This window comes from Actinacidiphila acididurans (assembly GCF_016918855.1).
In the GTDB taxonomy this organism is placed as follows: Bacteria; Actinomycetota; Actinomycetes; order Streptomycetales; family Streptomycetaceae; genus Actinacidiphila; species Actinacidiphila acididurans.
Genome location: NZ_JADKYB010000009.1, coordinates 93,894 through 110,302, shown reverse-complemented (window position 1 = coordinate 110,302; position 16,409 = coordinate 93,894). Strand labels below are relative to the sequence as shown.

Below are 16,409 nucleotides of genomic sequence, written 5' to 3'. Positions count from 1 at the left end.
ACGGACAGCCAGGATCGGCCCCGCGGCGCATCCATCCGCTTCACTTCACCTTCCACTCCGCTTCGAGGAGATCCAGTGACGACCGTCGTCGAACAGCCGACCGCGAGCCGCCCCTGGGGCGCCGGCCGCCTCGCGCCCTACCCGACCACCGTCCAGCGCCCGCACGCCTCGGTCACCATCGACCCCGACACGCAGCTCGGCGTGTTCCGCGACCGCGCCGGCCAGGTGGTCGAGATGGGCAAACACGGCACCAGCAAGGGCACCGAGACCTCGACCACCACGAACTCGGACTCCAGGAACGACCAGGGCCACGACCAGGACTCCGAGCAGGACTGACGACATGGCCGAGGAGAGGCCGGTTCTGGTGGTCACCGAGGCGGACGACCTGACCGCCGACATGGTGATCACCGAACTCAACCGGCGGAACGTGCCGGTGGTCAGGTTCAACCCCGCCGACATCGGCACCGGCCTGACGGTCTCGGCTCGGTTCGGCACCTGCTCGGCCCCGGTGGTCGGGCAGGTGCGCACCCCGTCGAGAACCGCCGACCTGACCCGACTGCGAGCGGTGTACTGGCGCCGCCCCGAATGGCCTGCCTTCTCCCACCTGGAGCCGGACGACGCCCGATTCGCGGCTGCCCAGGTCCGCTTCGGGCTCGCAGGCGCCCTGTACGCAACGGACTGCCCGCTCTGGGTCAATCACCCCCTGCGCATCGCCGCCGCCGACTACAAGCCCGCGCAGCTCGCCCTCGCTCAGCGGCTCGGCCTTGCCGTGCCGCCGACTTTGGTGACCAACGACCCGGACGAGGCACGAGAGTTCATCGGCGCCCACGATGAAGTGCTCTACAAGACGTTACGGTGGACCCCCTACGCGCGGAACGGAGTTCCGGTGACAGGGTGGGCGGAGCCGGTCACCGCCGATGAGATCGACGAGAGCGTGCGCGTGGCGCCACACCTGTTCCAGGTCCGCATGGACAAGGTTGCCGACGTGCGGGTTCTGGTGGTCGGTCGGCACACCTTCGCCGTACGCATCGAATCCGGCCTGCTGGACTGGCGCAAGGACTACAGCGCCCTCACCTACACCGTGGAACACCTGCCCGACCGGGTGAACACGGCGCTTCTCGCCTGTCTGGAGCGGCTCGGCCTGGCATCGGGGAGCTTCGACCTCGCCGTGGACCGGAGGGGCGACTACTGGTGGCTGGAGTTGAACCCGAACGGCCAGTGGGGGTGGCTGGAGACGGAAACCGGCCTTCCGATGTCCTCGGCTTTCGCCGATCTGCTCACCCAAGGAGATGATTCGTGAACGACTCCGCCCCCCAGCGCCGCCACCTGGCCGCACTGCTGGCGCACAACGGGGTTCTCACGTCCCCGCGGCTGCGCGCGGCCGTCGAGGCCGTACCGCGCGAGCTGTTCCTTCACCCCGGCGTGTTCCTCGACGAAGGCGGTGCCTGGCGGCCCGTCACCGCGGCCGGCACCGACCCGGGCGAGTGGCTGAAGATCGCGTACAGCTACGACACCCTGACCACCCAGCTCGACGGGCACCTCACCGCCGACCAGGCCAGTGGCCCCGTTCAGGGCGTGCCCACGTCTTCCTCCACCACCCCTGCCACGGTGGTCGGCATGATCGAGAGCCTGGAGGCGGAGGCCGGCCATCGCGTGCTGGAGATCGGCACGGGCACCGGCTACTCCGCGGCTTTGATGTGCCACTGCCTGGGTGCGGACAACGTGACCACGATCGAGGTGGACCCCGAGGTGGCGCAGCGGGCGGATGCCGCACTGGAAACGGCGGGCTTCTCGACGTGGACCGTCACCGGCGACGGCCTCCTCGGGCATCCCCGGAACGCGCCGTACGACCGCGTGATCGCCACCTGCGCCGTCCGCCGTATTCCGCACACCTGGGTCCGGCAGACCAGGCCCGGCGGAATCGTCCTGAGCACCGTGGGCTCCTGGCCGTACGGAACCGGCCTGGCCAAGGTCACCGTGGACGGGAACGGCAACGCGCAGGGCCGGATCATCGGCCGGTCCTCGTTCATGCAGGCACGGGCCCAGGCCGTGGTGCCGGTGGCCGGCGACCTGTCCGCCCGCACGGCCTACGCGGACGGCGAGAGGGACACGAAGGCGCCGCCCACCGTGCTGGACGGCTGGATGCCCGCCTTCCTCGCCCAGCTCGCCGCGCCCGGGGCACAACTCGTGCGTGCCACTCGCAGCGACGGGACCAAGCTCTTGTACGTCTTCGACCCGGAGCGCGAGTCCTTCGCCCAGTTCACCGCCGGCGGCAGCGGCTGGACGGTCCGCCAGGGCGGCCCCGTGGCCCTGTGGGACGACATCGAGGAGGCCCTCCTCGCGTGGCAGGACGCCGGCAGCCCCGACATCGACACGGTGCGGCTGCGGATCACCGCCGCCTCCCACACCTACTGGATCGAGGGCAACCCGTCGCTGCGCTGGGAGCACCGCCTGGCCTGACCGGCGACGAGGCGGTCGGCCCGGGCCCGCCCGGCAGGGCACGCCCGCCCGGCAGGCACGCCCGCCCGGCAGGCACGCCCGCCCGGTGGAGGAAGGGTGTCCTCCACCGGGCGGGAGAAGATCGCTTCAGGCACAGGCCGGCCCCGAACGGGGCGGGCGCTCAGTACAGGACGCGGACGAGCTGGCCGCTGGTGCCGTTGGAGTTGTTGGTGACGTAGACCTCGTTGTCCGGGCCGATGCCCAGGCCGGTGGGCTGCTGGAGCAGGATGCCGGTGGGGATCTGGGTGACCTGCTTGGTCGCGAGGTTGATCTTGCTCAGGGAGCCGGGCAGCGGCGGGGCGCCGAGCTGGGCGGTGAAGGACAGGGCGAACAGGTTCCCGGAGTGGTCCAGGGCCAGCGAGACCAGGTTGCTGAAGCCGGTGAGGAAGACCTGCGGGGCCTGGCCGGGCTTGATCTGCCAGATCCGGGCGGCCCCGGGAGTGGTGGCGCTCATGTCCGAGATGTAGATCGTCCCGTCGGCGGCCCGCACGATGCCGGTGGGCACGGCCTGCTGCGAGCCGGTGGCGGCGGTGTTGTGCGGGAAGACGTAGTCGGTGGTGATGCTGCCGTCGGGGTGCGCGCGCAGCAGATCGTTCGCGCCGGCCTCGGTGATCAGGAAGTCCGGTCCGCTGGGCAGCAGCCCCCACGGGTTGGAGTGCACGTCCTCACCGTCGGGGTTGACCTTGGTCTCGTAGTCGACCGGGTCGGCCAGCACCGTGTGGTCGCAGGTACGCAGCAGCGTGCCCAGGGTCGCGCCGTTCGGGCCGAGCGCTGCGCGCGAGTCGTCCGTGCCGCCGAACTCGCTCAGGACGTCGTAGCCGCCCTTGGGGTCGGGCACCACGGCGTTGGGGCCGGCGGCGCTGACCGAGGCGCCGGGGGTGGCCGGGCCGGTGGCGGTGGAGGCCAGGCCGGTGACGACCCGGCCCTGGAAACCGCCGTGCACGGCGTAGACCGAGCCGGTCAGGCCCGCACACGTCTGGCCGGCCGCGCAGTTGGGGTCGCCGGCCCCGGACTCGGCGACCAGGATCGTGCCGTCGGGCAGCACCGTGATCCCGCGGGGGTTGTTCAGGCCGGAGGCCAGGACCTTCAAGGTCGTCGTGCGGGTCATGCCGGTGACCGCGTGGGCCGTGCCCGCCGACAGCGACAACGGGGCGGCGACGGCGACGGCCGCACCCGCGGCCACCAGCACTCTCTTCCACGAACCGCGTGAACTGAACATGCCTCTCCTCCGTTAATGTGCTCCCCTTTTTTTGATCGGGGAGCGCTCGAGACCTGCGACACCATAGGTGAGTCCCCCGGTGTGTACGACTGCTTTGCTCATTCCGCACTTGAACACCGCCCCCGCAACCCCTCCTCCGGCCATCGTGCAACTGCCCCTGAACTGGGGGGAGTTGGGACCAAGCAACGTGCAGCGGGGCACACGGCACGCACCGCCCGGCCCGCCCCACCCGTCACACCGCCGACACCGGCCCGAAACACCTCCGCATTCCCCCGGCTTTCCCCCCGCTTTTCCCGGGACCTCCCGCGGGACCTCCCCGGATCCTCCCCCGGTCTTCCTCCGCGCCCGCGACGTCCCTTTCCCGGACCCGCCGGATACGGAAATCCCGCGCCGTGTTTTCCGCAAGGGCCCCTCCGTTGACGGGAATTCGCCCGCCCCGCCCGCAACCGGCGTTGCCGCAGGACCGTTCGAGGCCGCCCGGGGCCGTGCTCGCGCCGCGCTCGACCACGGCTCGGCGTGCGGTGCAGCGGCCCTGGGGCGGGGGCGGGGGCGGGCGGTGTACCGGGGCGGACGTGCCCGGCCACCTGCGGCGGGCGGTGTTGCGGCACGTTGTGCCGCACCTGCTCGGCCGGTACGTTGACGCCCGGTGCCCCCCGCCGGTATCGCCCCTTCGCCTTTCCGCACCGCAATTCCCCTATTCTTCTTGCCTTTTCCATTCCTTCCCACGTCTTTCCATGACTTTTCCAGCCTTGTCGAACGGGAGAGCAGGAAAATGAACAGTCGCGTCATAGTCGTCGGTGCCGGGCCCGTCGGGCTGATGCTGGCCGGTGAACTGCGCCTGGGCGGCGCGGACGTCGTGGTCTACGACAAGCTGGCCGCGCCGTCCGGGGAGTCGCGTGCGCTGGGCTTCACCAAGCGGGTCGCCGAACTGCTGGACCAGCGCGGGCTGCTGGACCGGCTCGGGGAGCTGCGGTGGGGCCGCGGCGGCCACTTCGGCGGGGTGCCGGTGGATCTGGGGATGCTGGACGAGAGCCATCACGGGGTGCTGGGGCTGCCGCAGTCGCGGACCGAGGAGGTGCTGGCGGGCCGGCTTTCGGAGCTGGGGGTGCCGGTCCACCGCGGCTGCGCGGCGGTGGACCTGACGCAGGACGCCGACGGCGTCACGGTCGTCCTCGACGGGCCGCAGGGGCGGCTGGAGGAGCGGGCCCGGTACGTGGTGGGCTGCGACGGGCCGAACGGGGCGGTGCGGGCCGCGGCCGGGATCCCGGCGCCGGGCTGGGCGGCCACCCGCGGGATGTACATGGCCGACGTCACCGGTGTGGAGCTGCGCCAGCGGCCCACCGGCGAGCGCATCCCGGGCGGCCACATGATCCTGTCGGTGAGCCTGGGCGACGGCTACTACCGGGTCCTGGTCCACGACAAGAGCCTCAAGCCGCCGGCGAGCAGTGACGACGTGACGTTCAAGGACGTGGCCGACGCCTGGCAGCGGATGACGGGCGAGTCCATCCACCACGGCAGTGCCCGCTGGACGGCCGCGTTCGACAACGCCGCGGGCCTTGCCGCCGACTACCGCCGTGGCCGGGTGCTGCTGGCCGGGGACGCCGCGCACGCCACTCCCCCGCTGGCCGGCTGGGGGCTGAGCACCGGCATCCAGGACGCGGCCAACCTCGGCTGGAAACTGGCCGCGGTCGCCACCGGCCGCGCCCCGCAGCGCCTGCTGGACACCTACCACAGCGAACGCCACCCGCTGGGCGAGCAGTTGCTGCGCAACACCCACGCCGCCTCGATGCTCTACCTCACCGGCCAGGACATCGACCCGCTGCGCGCGGTGCTGGGCGAGCTGATGACCCACAAGGACACCGCGACCCACTTCGCCGGCATGGTCAGCGGGCTGACGGTCCGCTACGACATGGGCCCCGGCGGCCACCCCCTGCTGGGCCTGCGCATGCCGCCCGCCCGCGAACTCCACCTGCCCGGCGGCGCCCGCACCCGGGTGGGCGACCTGCTGCGCCCCGGCCGCGGCGTGTTCATCGACACCACCGCCCCCGCCGGCCACGCCGCCCGCGTCGAGGCCGGCTGGGCCGGCCGCGTCGACGTGGTCACCGGCACCTGGGCCGCACCCGGCGGCGACGGCGCCGGTCCCGCCCCCCACGCGGTCCTGATCCGCCCCGACGGCTACATCGCCTGGGCCGCACCCGAGCCCGGCGACCTGGAAGCGGCCCTGGACCGCTGGTTCGGCGCCGCCCGCGTCACCGCCACGGCCTGACCCGCCCCGGGCACGCAAGGGGGAGGGGGACCGTCGCGGTCCCCCTCCCCCTGTCACGTACGGGCTGCGGCGCACGAACTGCCGTATCCAGGCCGCGGGATACGGGCTACCGCCCTACGGGCTGCGATCCCCAGGCTGCGGCGTACGGGCCCGGCGTCTTGCGCACTGCGGCCTCACCGGCTGCGACATGCGAGTTGCGGGCGCCCAGGTTGCCGTAACCGGACTGCGGTTGTACGGGCTGCCGTCCTACGCGCTGAGGGCGTACCGGCTGGAGAGCCCAGGCTGCGGCCTACGAACTGGCGCCCTGCTCGCTGCCGTCCTACGGGCTGCGGCACCCAGGCTGCACCGTACGGGCTGCCGCCTTGCGCACTGCGGTCTTACGGGCTGGGATGCCCAGGCTGCGGCGTACGGGCAGCGAACGCCCAGGTTGCCGGGCGCAGAGTGCGGGGCACGGGCGGTGCGGCGTACGAGCTGCAGCGCACGGGTTGCCGGCGCCCAAGTCGCGGCGCCCACAGTGCGGTTCTGCGAACTGCGGCGCACACGTTGCGGCATACAGGCTGCGACGCACCGCTTGCAGACGCCCACAGTGCGGCGTCCAGGCCGCGGCTTCACGGACTGCGGCGCACAGGCCGCACCGTACGGACTGCGGCTTGACGGAACGCGGCACCCAGGCTGGGACCTTACGGACTGCCGAGGCCCACGCTGCGGCGCACACGTCGCGGGATACGTGAATGCGACGCCCAGGCTGCGGTCTTACGGATTGCGGACTCACGGCCTGCGGCGCCCAGGTCGCGGAAGTACGGCTTGCGGCACGCAGCTTGCGGCATGCGGAATGTGCGGGTGCCACATGTGATGTGCGGCTTGCCAGGCGTGGCCCTGTGGCGGTGCGGCCGCAAGGCCTCAGCGGTGGTTCAGTTCGCGCAGCAGCGCCAGTTCCAGGGCGGTGAGCGGGATTTCCGGGGTGAGGCGTTCGGGGTGGGCGGGGGACGGGCCGGTCAGTCGGGGGGAGGGCAGGCCGCCGGCGGCGGCCAGGCTTTCGGGCTCCACGCCGGTGTAGATCGTGCCGAACACCCGCAGGGCGTCGTAGATCCGGAACAGCACACGGCGGGTGAAGGACTGTTTCACGGGTCACCTCACGTGGGGCGGCGGCGCGGCCTGGGGCACCCGCCCACCATCGGGCGCGGCGGCGGACGGGCGGCGGAAAAACGGTGGAGAACCACCGGAGTGGCGGGCGTGACCGCCTGCCGCGCACGCCGGGGGCGCAAAGCGGCGAAGCCGGGACCGCGCGGGTCCCGGCTTTGCCGTGGTGGTCGGCCCGGCGCCGTACGCGTCCAGGGCCGGGCAGGGTGTGGCTGCGTGCCGGCCGCCCGGGGCCGACCACACGACGCCGGTGCCGCCGGCAGGCGTACGGGCGGTACTGACAGTGCGTCAGGCGCGTGCGTCAGGCGACGGGTGCGGCCTGGCCCTGGGAGGCCAGGTAGTCCGCGCGGGCGGCCTCGGCCTCGGCGTCGGCCTGGCCGGCCGGGACGAGGACGCCCAGCGGGGTCAGCCGGCGCGGGGAGGTGCCGGCCATCTTCCAGTCGAAGCGGGCCGCCAGTTCGAACAGGTCGTCCTGCACCAGCGGGCCGCCCTTGTCCTTCTCGGCCTGCAGCGCGGTGGGGTGGTAGTTCTCGTAGCCGCCCGGCAGGTGCAGGGTCAGGAAGTGCGCGCCGTGCGAGGCGGGGGTGGACCAGGTGTGCTCGGTGCCGCGGGTGATGTGCGCCAGGCCGCCCGCGCCGAGTTCCACGACCTCCTCGCCCACCTGGAGGATCAGGGAGCCGGAGACGACGAAGTACGTTTCCTCCGACGCGGAGTGGGTGTGCAGCGGCGGCCCGGACATGGCCGGGTCCACGCGCGCCTCCACCAGCGCCGCCGTACCCCCGGTCATCTCGCTCGACAACACGATCTCGAACCCGCGGCGGCCCGGGGGGCGTTGCCCGGCAAGAACGATGCTCGTCATGGGATCCTCTCTCAGGTCGGCTCCAACGCCCCACAGATGTAGCCCACTCGCGCCCGCGTTCGACTGCGCCGCACGGCCACAGTTGAACGCCCCCCGCCCCCGGTTAGCGTCTCCAGCGGACGATCCCGCACAGTGCATCCCGGCGCGCGCGGGCCGCCGGGCCGACGAGGGGAGAGCACACGTGCCGCAAACCGTCGCCAAGCCGGATCCCGACCACCCCATCACCGTGGAACCCACCGCGGGCCGGGTCGTGGTGCGGGCCGGCGGCCGGATCATCGCCGACACCACCCGGGCCCTGACGCTGCGCGAGGCGGACCACCCGCCGGTGCAGTACCTGCCGCCGGACGCCGTCGCGCCCGGCGTGCTGCACCCCACCCCGACCAGCACCACCTGCGCCTACAAGGGACAGGCCTCGTACTACGCACTGATCACCGACGACGGCGAGGTCCCCGACGCGGTCTGGTCCTACAAGACGCCCAAGCCCATCGCCGCCGCGATCGCCGGATACGTGGCGTTCTACCCGCAGCACGTCGACCTGACCGTGGAACCCGCCCCCGAACCGACCACGCAACCGGAGCCGACCGCGTAACAGCCGGGGGCGGCCGTAACGGGGGTCGGCCTGCGTCCGGCCGGGTACGGGGGCCCGGCCGGACACGGTACGCAGACGGTGCGCAGACGGTACGCAGACGGTGCGCGGACCGGGGCGGGTAGGTTGGGGTGCCCCCGGGCGCGGCGGGGATTTCGGGCGGCCGGTCACATCGGCGGTGTTTGCGGGGTCGTGGTGGTGACGCCGTACAAAGGGAAGGCATGTGACCGATGGACGAGGTGTGGCTGACCGACCGCTTCGAGGAGCACCGGACGCTGTTGCGGTCGGTGGCCTACCGGATGCTCGGCTCGCTCAGTGAGGCCGACGACGCGGTCCAGGAGGCCTGGCTGCGGGTGGTGCGTGCCGACACCGACAGCGTGGAGAACCTGGCCGGGTGGCTGACCACGGTGGTGGCGCGGGTGTGCCTGAACATGCTGCGGGCCCGTGAGCGGCGCCGTGAGGAGCCCTTCGAGCCGCACACCCCCGATCCGGTGCTGGGCAAGGAGGACGGCGGCAACCCCGAGCAGGAGGCGCTGCTGGCCGATTCGGTCGGCCTGGCGCTGCTGGTGGTGCTGGAGTCCCTCAGCCCCAGCGAACGCCTGGCGTTCGTGCTGCACGACATGTTCGCGGTGCCCTTCGACGAGATCGGGCCGATGATCGACCGGACCCCGGCCGCCGCCCGGCAGCTGGTCAGCCGGGCCCGGCGCCGGGTGCGCGGCGGCGTGCCGGTCCCTGACGCGGACCTGACCCGCCAGCGCCAGGTGGTGGAGGCGTTCACGGCCGCCTCCCGCGGCGGGGACTTCGAGGCCCTGGTGGCCCTGCTCCACCCCGACGTGGTGCTGCGCGCCGACAAGGAGGCCGGGCCCACCGCCGCCCCGGTGGTGCTGCACGGCCCCCGCGCCGTGGCCCAGGGCGCGTTCGCCGCCTCCGAGCGGGTCCGCTTCACCCAGCCGGCCCTGGTCAACGGCGCCGTCGGGCTGGTGATGGCCCCCCTGGGCAAGCTGTTCCTGGTGCTGGGCTTCGGCATCGACGACGACATGATCACCGAGATCGACGTGATCGCCCACCCCGACCGGCTGCGCGGCCTGGACCTGGCCGTCCTGGACGCCTGACCCCGGGCACCGCGACGACCGGTCCCGTACGGGCTCGCGCAGGACTTCCCCGTACGGGTGGCGGATCCGGTCACATTCGCGCCGCGGCAGGTGTCATACAGGCGAAGGCAGCGAACCGCGCTGATGTGGCCGGGAGACCGGCTCCCGGACGAGCAACGAGTGTGGAGAAACGATGACGTCACCCATCCTGGTCACGGGCGGAACGGGCACGCTGGGCAAGCATGTCGTTCCCCTCCTGCTGCAGGCCGGCCGCGAGGTACGGGTGCTCAGCCGCACCGGCAAGGACCCCATCAACGGCGTCGAGTACGTCAATGCCGACCTGCTCAAGGGCGAGGGCCTGGACCCGGCCCTGCAGGGCGTGGAGACCGTCCTGCACCTGGCCGGCGGCCCCAAGGGCGACGACAAGGTCGCCCAGAACCTGGTGCAGGCCGCCGTGCGCGCCGACGTGAAGCACATGGTGTACATCTCCGTGATCGCCGCCGACAAGGTGCCGCTGGGCTACTTCCGGGCCAAGCACGGTGCCGAGCAGGCCGTGGCCGGATCCGGACTGCCCTGGACGACGCTGCGCGCGGCCCAGTTCCACGACCTGGTCTTCAACGTCGTCTCCAAGATGACCAAGATGCCGGTCGTGCCCGTGCCCGGCGGCCTGCGGTTCCAGCCGGTCGACGCCCGCGAGGTCGCCGACCGCCTGGTCGACCTGACCCTGGGCCAGCCCGCCGGACTGGTCCCGGACCTGGCCGGCCCGAAGGTCTACGGCATGGGCGACCTGGCCCGCGGCTACCTGCAGGCGCTCGGCAAGCGCCGCCCGATGATGCCGATGCGGATGCCCGGAAAGGCCGGCAAGGCCTACCGCGCCGCCGACAACCTCAACCTCGAGGCCCAGGTCGGCAAGCTGACCTGGGAGGAGTACCTGGCCGCGCACATCAACTGACCCACCACCGGCTTCCCGGCCCTCGAAGCCGCGCCCGCAGCCGGCCGGTGCCGCCCGGCACCGCCCGGCACCGCCCGGCACCGCGCCGCCCGAGCCGTAACCCGGGCGGCGGCCGGGCCCGCGCACCGGCCGCCGCACCGGGGGCGCGGGGCCCCTGCGGGCCGGGGAACGGCCGCACGGCTGCGGGGCGGTGCGGCTGGTGCGGCTGCGGCTCACCGGGGCGGTGCGGCGGCGTGGGCGTGGCAGGCCCGGGCGAGCAGGGCGGGCAGGTCGGGGCCGGCGGCGAAGAAGTGGCCGCCGGTCACGGTGCGGACGGTGACCGGCGCGGTGGACCAGCGCCGCCAGCCCTCCAGTTCCCGGGGCGGGGCCATCGGGTCGTGGCTGCCGGCGAAGACCAGGACGGGCACGTCCACCGGGCCGCCGCAGGCAGGGTCCGCGGCGGCCGCCCGCAGCGCGTCGGCCAGCCGCAGGTCGTCCCGCAGCACCGGCAGGACACTGCGCCGCCACAGCCCGCCGGGGCCGGCGGCGCTGCCGCGGGGCAGCGGGCCCAACTGCTCCAGCAGTGGCAGCAGGTGCTCGTCGGGCAGGTCGGCCGCACCGGAAAGCGGCGCCGGGGCGTGCGGGGGCAGGCAGGCGCCGACCGCCAGGAACAGCGGCGCCGGGGCCCGGCAGGCGGCCACTGCCCGGGTGAGGGTGTAGGCGACGAGCGCGCCCAGACTGTGGCCGTACAGCGCGTACGGTCCGGCGCGCGCGGTCTCCAGCACGGCCGGCAGCAGGTCGGCGACCAGGGCGGCCCGGTCGGTCAGGCGCTGCTCGCGCCTGCGGCCCTCGCGCCCGGGCAGCGGCAGCGCCACCGCCTGCGCGGCCGGCCCGACCTGATCGGGCCAGCGGCGGTAGACCGCCGCGCCGGCCCCGGCATGGGCGAACAGGTGCAGCCGGATCCGGCCCGGGTCGGCCGGTACGGCGTCGGGAGCGGGAAGCATCGATCACCCTTCGCAACAGTAAGCAGCGTTCGCGACGTCGGGACGCCCGCCGGCCGCGGGCACACCGGTGGCAACGCAGCAGCGGGGCGGGGCCGGTCGGTCGGGACGCCCCCGCCGGCGCACGGGCGGCGAAAGCGGCGGGGGGCGGGCTGCCGGTCAGGCCGCGTACAGGTCGAAGGTGGAGGTGCGGCGGGGGCCTGCGACCACGTCCAGGCGGGGGTCGACGGCGAGCATCGCCTGGTGCATGCGCTGCAGTTGCGGGGAGGGTTCGACGCCCAGTTCGGTGATCAGGCGCTGGCGCAGCCGGCGGTAGACGTCCAGCGCGGAGGCCTGCCGGCCCGAGCGGTACAGGGCGACCATGGCCTGGGAGTGCAGTCCCTCGTGCTGGGGGTGGCGGGCGATCAGGTCGGTGAGTTCGGCGATCAGTTCCACGTGCCGGCCCAGCCGCAGTTCGGCGTCGATCCGCCGCTCCCGGGCGACCAGGCGGCTCTCCTCCAGCCGCATGACCTCGATGTCCAGGATCGGCCCGACCCGCACGTCGACCAGCGCGGGTCCCTCCCACAGGTCCAGGGCCTTGCGCAGGGCCTGCGCGGCACGCTGGTCCTCGCCCTCGTCGAAGGCCTTGCGGCCCTCTGCGACCAGGCGTTCGTAGGTGTAGACGTCGACGGCCTCGGTGGGGATCTGCAGGGTGTAGCCGCCGTAGCGGGTGGCCAGGACCTCCTTGGCCGAGCCGGCCGGTTCCGGGCCCATGGCGGTGGCGAGCATCCGCCGCAATTGCAGGATGTAGGTCTGCAGTGTGGTCAGCGAGCTCTGCGGCAGCTCGGTCCCCCAGATCTCCTCCATCAAGGTGGGCACGGGCACGACCCGGCCCGGGTAGAGGGCGAGCAGGGCGAGGATCTGGCGGGGCTTTCTGGCGGTCGGGACAATGGACGTTCCGTTGACTTCGGCGTCCAGTGCTCCCAGGACTCTTACCTTCATGATTCCCTCCGGTCCTTGTCAGCCGTAATCGGTTCCCGAGCCGGGCGTTCGAGTCACGTTGATACTGTCGCCTCCCGGCTATTTGTGGTGGGGCCCCTATCGGCGGACAAGGGGAACCTTACCCGCTGCCCATCGGCCCCTCAGATCGTCTTGAGTGCTTCTTGAGTGAACTTTGTAATTGACCACTGACATCACGCTGACAATCCTCTGACATAACCCCTGTGAACTGGCCGTTACCCCGTGGAAATACCGCCGGCACGCCGGGCGTCCAACCACCCGCGGGCCGCGCCGCGCGCACGGCCAGGTGCACGGCCAGGTGCGCGGCCAGGTGCGCGAGCAGGGGCGCTGCGGACCGGGGGCCGGGCCGGGGGCGGGCGGGCGCCGATCCGGGGACGGTCCCGCGGCCGTGCGGGGGCGGTCCGGCGGGGGTCCGGCGGGGGTCCGGCGGGGGGTGGCCGGACAAGTGGAGGGCGGTGCATCGGCGCCTGAATCGGCCTCAAGGATTCTTCTACGACGCCCTGTACGGCGCTGGTGAATCCGCCGCGGAAGGGCGGGGGCGCCTATTGTCGGCCGCGAGGAAGGACCAGCGGTTATTTACGGGGTCATCTGCGGTCCGGCCCCGCCGTGAACTCGTCGAATTTCCCGGGGGAAGGGCGAGATGGAGTTTTTGATCCTTGGTTCCGTCCAGATCTGCGACGAGCGGTCCGGTGTGCGGATCGCCCCGGCCGGCGCCAAGCAGCGGGCGCTGCTGGGCGCGCTGGTGGTGCGGGCCGGTCAGGTGGTGCCCGCCGACCGGCTGGTCGACGAGCTGTGGGGCGACCGCCCGCCGGCGGGCGCCGCCAACGCCCTGCAGGCCCATGTGGCGCGGCTGCGCCGGCTGCTGCCGGCGGCCCCCGGCGCGTGCCGGCCGCAGCACGAGTGGCTGGTGACCCGTCCGACGGGTTACGCGCTGCGGGCCGGCTGCGCGGACACCGACGCACAGCGCTTCCACCACCTGGTCGCCCAGGCCCGCCAGGCGGGCGCCGATCCCGGCCGCGCCGCGCAATTGCTGCGCTCGGCGCTCGCGCTGTGGCGCGGGCCCGCCCTGGAGGGCAGCGGGCGCGGCACGATCTGCGCGGCGGAGGCCTCGCTGCTGGAGGAGAGCCGGCTGGCGGCGCTGGAGAGCCTGTACGACGCGTGTCTGCGCGCAGGACAGTGCGAGCGCATCACCGGCGAACTGGAGGAACTGACCGTGGCCCACCCGCTGCGGGAACGCTTCCACGAACTTTTGATGACCGCGCTGTACCGGTGCGGGCGGCAGGCCGAGGCCCTGGGCGCCTACGAGCGGGTACGGCGCCGGCTGGTCCACGACCTGGGCGTGGAACCGGGCCCGGGACTGCGCACCCGCATGGAGGCGATCCTCCACCACCGGGACCCGGCCCCCGCCCGCCGCACACCCGGCACCCCGCCGGCACCCCCACCCGGTACAGCCGCAGCCGCGGGTGCGGGGGCGGAAAGGGGTAGGGCCGCTGCTCCTGACGGGAGTTCGGCTGCCGGTGCCGGCGGCGGTGCGGGGGCCGGCGGTGAGGTGAGCGTGCACATGCTGCGGGACGAGGTGGCCCGGCTGCGGCGCCGTATCGAGGCTCTCTCGCAGGAGCAGCAGGACCTGGTCACCCGCCTGGAGCGCCTCACCGCCCGCCGTACCACCGGGATGTGAGCCCCCGCCACCGCACCGTCCTTGCGGGTGGGGTGAGGGGTGGCCGTACGCCGGACGGTCGGCGGACCGCCGGGGGGCGGCGTACGGGCCACGGGGCTTCCGGGGCGGATCTGATGCTCTCTCAGGTACGTCGGCCGGGCCGGAAACCGTGCGGGTGGTGCGGGGTCAGCGGGTGGCCAGGCGGATCTTGCCGCCGGTGGTGGCCACGGGCTGGGGGCGGGTCATCAGGATGGAGCGCTGCAGGCGGATGAGGGCGGCCGAGGGTTCCAGGCCCAGTTCGGAGACCAGGGTGGAACGCAGCCGCTGGTAGACGTTGAGCGCCTCGCCGCGGCGCCCGGAGCGGTGCAGGGCGAGCATGAACTGGCCGTGCAGGCTCTCGTGCATGCGGTACTGGTTGACCAGGACGGTCAGTTCGGAGAGCAGTTCACGGTGGCGGCCCAGTCGCAGGTCGGCCTCGATGCGCTGGTCCAGCACGCACAATCTGGATTCCTCCAGGCGTCTGATCTCCATCTCGATCTGGCTGCCGGCCTGGATGTCGCCCAGGGCCGGCCCGCTCCACAGGGCCAGCGCGTCGGCCAGCCGGCGGGCGGCGCCGGCGTAGTCGTCGGCGGCCATGGCCCGGTAGCCGGCCGCGGCCCGGCGGTCGAACTCGCGGAAGTCGACGCTGCCGCCGCTGGTCTCCAGCCGGTAGCCGCCCGGATGGGTGCTCAGGATGTCCTTGGCGGTGACCTTGCGGTCCTCGCCCTGCGCGAGGGCGCCGGCGATGAGTTCGCGCAGTTGCAGGACGTAGGTCTGCAGCGTGGTGCGTGCGCTGCGCGGCGGGTTGGCTCCCCACAGCTCCTCGATGAGCGTGCCCACCGGGACGACCTGATTGGCGTGGAGTGCCAGCAGCGCCAGCACCCGCCTGGGTTTTGGTGCCGTCGGCGCGATCGAGACCTCGTTCTCCCGTACTGTCAGCGCGCCGAGCACTCCGATGTCCACGTTTCCCCCGTTCGTCCAAGGCCGGTGGTCCGGCCAGTACGGATCCCGCTGCCGGGCGCCCGCACCTCAACTAAAACGGACCGCTCAATGGAAAAACAGCCAGGTCGGTTTGTCAATGCTCACGAGTTAGAGACCTGGCGATCACTTCGGGACTCACTTCCCGTCACCTTTCCCCCGCCCGCCCGAGGTTTGAACCTGCCACCGGGAGCTAATAAATACGGGCAAACCGGTGCCTTTTACCCGGGAATCGGCGGGATTAAGCGGGTTGAGCAGCCCTCTCTACTATGGGGCACCCTGCACCGTTGCGGGTGTTTTCGGGGTCCCGCCCCCACCTCAGGCCAACACTTTCCCCTATCCGGACAGGCAAAATCAACCGACCTCCGGCGGCCCCGGGAGAACACCGGGAGGACGGAAACAGAATATCGACTTCAGGCTGCGAATGGGCTTTTAAAGAATTGATCCCCTGCGGTGTGCGAATTGTTTTCCGCCGGTGGGCGGACCGCTGTGGCGGGCGGGTCGGCCCGGTGCCGCGCACCGCCCGGGCCGCGCGGTGCGGCCGCAGGGTGCACCGGCGGACCGGTGCGGTGCGGGCGTCACGCGCCGGGCGGGGAGGGCTCGGCGGACGGTGATGGCACAGAGGGGAACCGTGCGGTGCGGGCGGGCTGTTGCGCCTGCCGCGGTGGTGGTGCCTGCCCGGTCCGGCACGGCGCAAGAGGGCCGCGCCGCGGTCCGGTACGTCCCGGCCGTGGGGGGCCCGCCGGGGCGTGGTCGCAGGATGTGTCGCGGAACATGCGGGATGAGGCGGGTGCGGGGAGCGCCGCACGGTGACGGCCGGCCCGTCCCCGCGGGGCCCACCCCAGAATGGGACGGGCCCCTCGCGTCGTCAACAACCGTACGGCGCGCGCGTGTCGCCGCCCGGCGGTGGCCCCGGCGGTGGCCCGCATCGCCCCGGGCGGGCGCCGCAGACGCCGGCGCCGACTCCCGGACCAGGCATTTCATCCGGCCTCCCGCCGCCCGACCGAGGCAGGGGAGACCTTCCCCGCTCTCCCCTGCTCGCCCACTCGTACGGCCGCTATCCGTTCGCCGTTCAACATCCGCGGTGTGAGCAACCTCACAACTGCCGCTCACGGGCAGGCCAGTTGCCGGTCGATCCGGCCGA

14 protein-coding genes are annotated in these 16,409 nt (G+C 73.0%); 8 read left to right on the top strand and 6 right to left on the bottom strand.

Annotated features, from left to right (window positions below):
- Positions 1-75: 75 nt before the first annotated feature.
- The 3 genes from tgmA to tgmC are packed head-to-tail and all read left to right on the top strand — an operon-like array spanning position 76 to position 2,460.
- Positions 76-336: a putative ATP-grasp-modified RiPP gene (gene tgmA, locus ITX44_RS18290; protein ID WP_205358341.1), complete on the top strand. Its 261-nt coding sequence runs from the start codon at positions 76-78 to the stop codon at positions 334-336.
- A gap of 4 nt (positions 337-340) precedes the next feature.
- On the top strand, positions 341-1,300 hold the full coding sequence (gene tgmB, locus ITX44_RS18285) for an ATP-grasp ribosomal peptide maturase (protein WP_205358340.1): 960 nt from the start codon (positions 341-343) through the stop codon (positions 1,298-1,300).
- The gene (gene tgmC, locus ITX44_RS18280; protein WP_205358339.1) at positions 1,297-2,460 is read left to right on the top strand and encodes an ATP-grasp peptide maturase system methyltransferase; all 1,164 of its coding nucleotides are present in this window, start codon (positions 1,297-1,299) and stop codon (positions 2,458-2,460) included. The genes tgmB and tgmC overlap by 4 nt, the downstream gene beginning before the upstream one ends.
- Before the next feature lie 160 nt (positions 2,461-2,620).
- On the opposite strand, the gene ITX44_RS18275 is transcribed toward tgmC, so the two are convergent.
- A complete protein-coding gene (locus ITX44_RS18275) occupies positions 2,621-3,718 on the bottom strand; it encodes a ScyD/ScyE family protein (protein ID WP_205358338.1) in 1,098 nt (365 codons plus the stop codon).
- Between the two features lie 772 nt (positions 3,719-4,490).
- On the opposite strand from ITX44_RS18275, the gene ITX44_RS18270 reads away from it, so the two are divergent.
- Positions 4,491-5,984, top strand: a complete 1,494-nt coding sequence (locus ITX44_RS18270) for an FAD-dependent monooxygenase (protein WP_205358337.1) — start codon at positions 4,491-4,493, stop codon at positions 5,982-5,984.
- A gap of 900 nt (positions 5,985-6,884) precedes the next feature.
- Here ITX44_RS18270 and ITX44_RS41105 read toward each other — a convergent pair.
- Positions 6,885-7,109 (bottom strand): DUF6059 family protein, encoded by a 225-nt coding sequence (locus ITX44_RS41105; RefSeq protein WP_205358336.1) that lies wholly within the window; start codon positions 7,107-7,109, stop codon positions 6,885-6,887.
- A gap of 316 nt (positions 7,110-7,425) precedes the next feature.
- On the bottom strand, positions 7,426-7,983 hold the full coding sequence (locus tag ITX44_RS18260; protein ID WP_205358335.1) for a cupin domain-containing protein: 558 nt from the start codon (positions 7,981-7,983) through the stop codon (positions 7,426-7,428).
- A gap of 181 nt (positions 7,984-8,164) precedes the next feature.
- On the opposite strand from ITX44_RS18260, the gene ITX44_RS18255 reads away from it, so the two are divergent.
- The 3 genes from ITX44_RS18255 (at position 8,165) to ITX44_RS18245 (ending at position 10,612) form a co-directional block, all read left to right on the top strand.
- Complete coding sequence (locus ITX44_RS18255; RefSeq protein ID WP_307795340.1) at positions 8,165-8,572, top strand: DUF427 domain-containing protein; 408 nt, start codon at positions 8,165-8,167, stop codon at positions 8,570-8,572.
- A 227-nt stretch (positions 8,573-8,799) separates the two neighbouring features.
- Entirely contained in the window at positions 8,800-9,681 is an 882-nt protein-coding gene (locus tag ITX44_RS18250; RefSeq protein WP_205358333.1) for a sigma-70 family RNA polymerase sigma factor, read from the top strand.
- Positions 9,682-9,853: 172 nt separating this feature from the next.
- On the top strand, positions 9,854-10,612 hold the full coding sequence (locus ITX44_RS18245) for an SDR family oxidoreductase (protein ID WP_205358332.1): 759 nt from the start codon (positions 9,854-9,856) through the stop codon (positions 10,610-10,612).
- Between the two features lie 212 nt (positions 10,613-10,824).
- Here the strand turns inward: ITX44_RS18245 and ITX44_RS18240 are convergent, their stop codons facing one another.
- Together ITX44_RS18240 and ITX44_RS18235 are read right to left on the bottom strand one after the other, a co-directional pair.
- A complete protein-coding gene (locus tag ITX44_RS18240) occupies positions 10,825-11,595 on the bottom strand; it encodes a thioesterase II family protein (protein WP_205358331.1) in 771 nt (256 codons plus the stop codon).
- Between the two features lie 156 nt (positions 11,596-11,751).
- Positions 11,752-12,573 carry an AfsR/SARP family transcriptional regulator gene (locus ITX44_RS18235; protein ID WP_205358330.1) on the bottom strand — a complete coding sequence of 274 codons (822 nt, stop codon included), beginning with the start codon at positions 12,571-12,573 and terminating at the stop codon, positions 11,752-11,754.
- Between the two features lie 658 nt (positions 12,574-13,231).
- Here ITX44_RS18235 and ITX44_RS18230 point away from each other — a divergent pair.
- Positions 13,232-14,269: an AfsR/SARP family transcriptional regulator gene (locus tag ITX44_RS18230; RefSeq protein ID WP_205358329.1), complete on the top strand. Its 1,038-nt coding sequence runs from the start codon at positions 13,232-13,234 to the stop codon at positions 14,267-14,269.
- A 165-nt stretch (positions 14,270-14,434) separates the two neighbouring features.
- Here the strand turns inward: ITX44_RS18230 and ITX44_RS18225 are convergent, their stop codons facing one another.
- Positions 14,435-15,250, bottom strand: a complete 816-nt coding sequence (locus ITX44_RS18225) for an AfsR/SARP family transcriptional regulator (RefSeq protein ID WP_205358328.1) — start codon at positions 15,248-15,250, stop codon at positions 14,435-14,437.
- Positions 15,251-16,409: the final 1,159 nt, after the last annotated feature.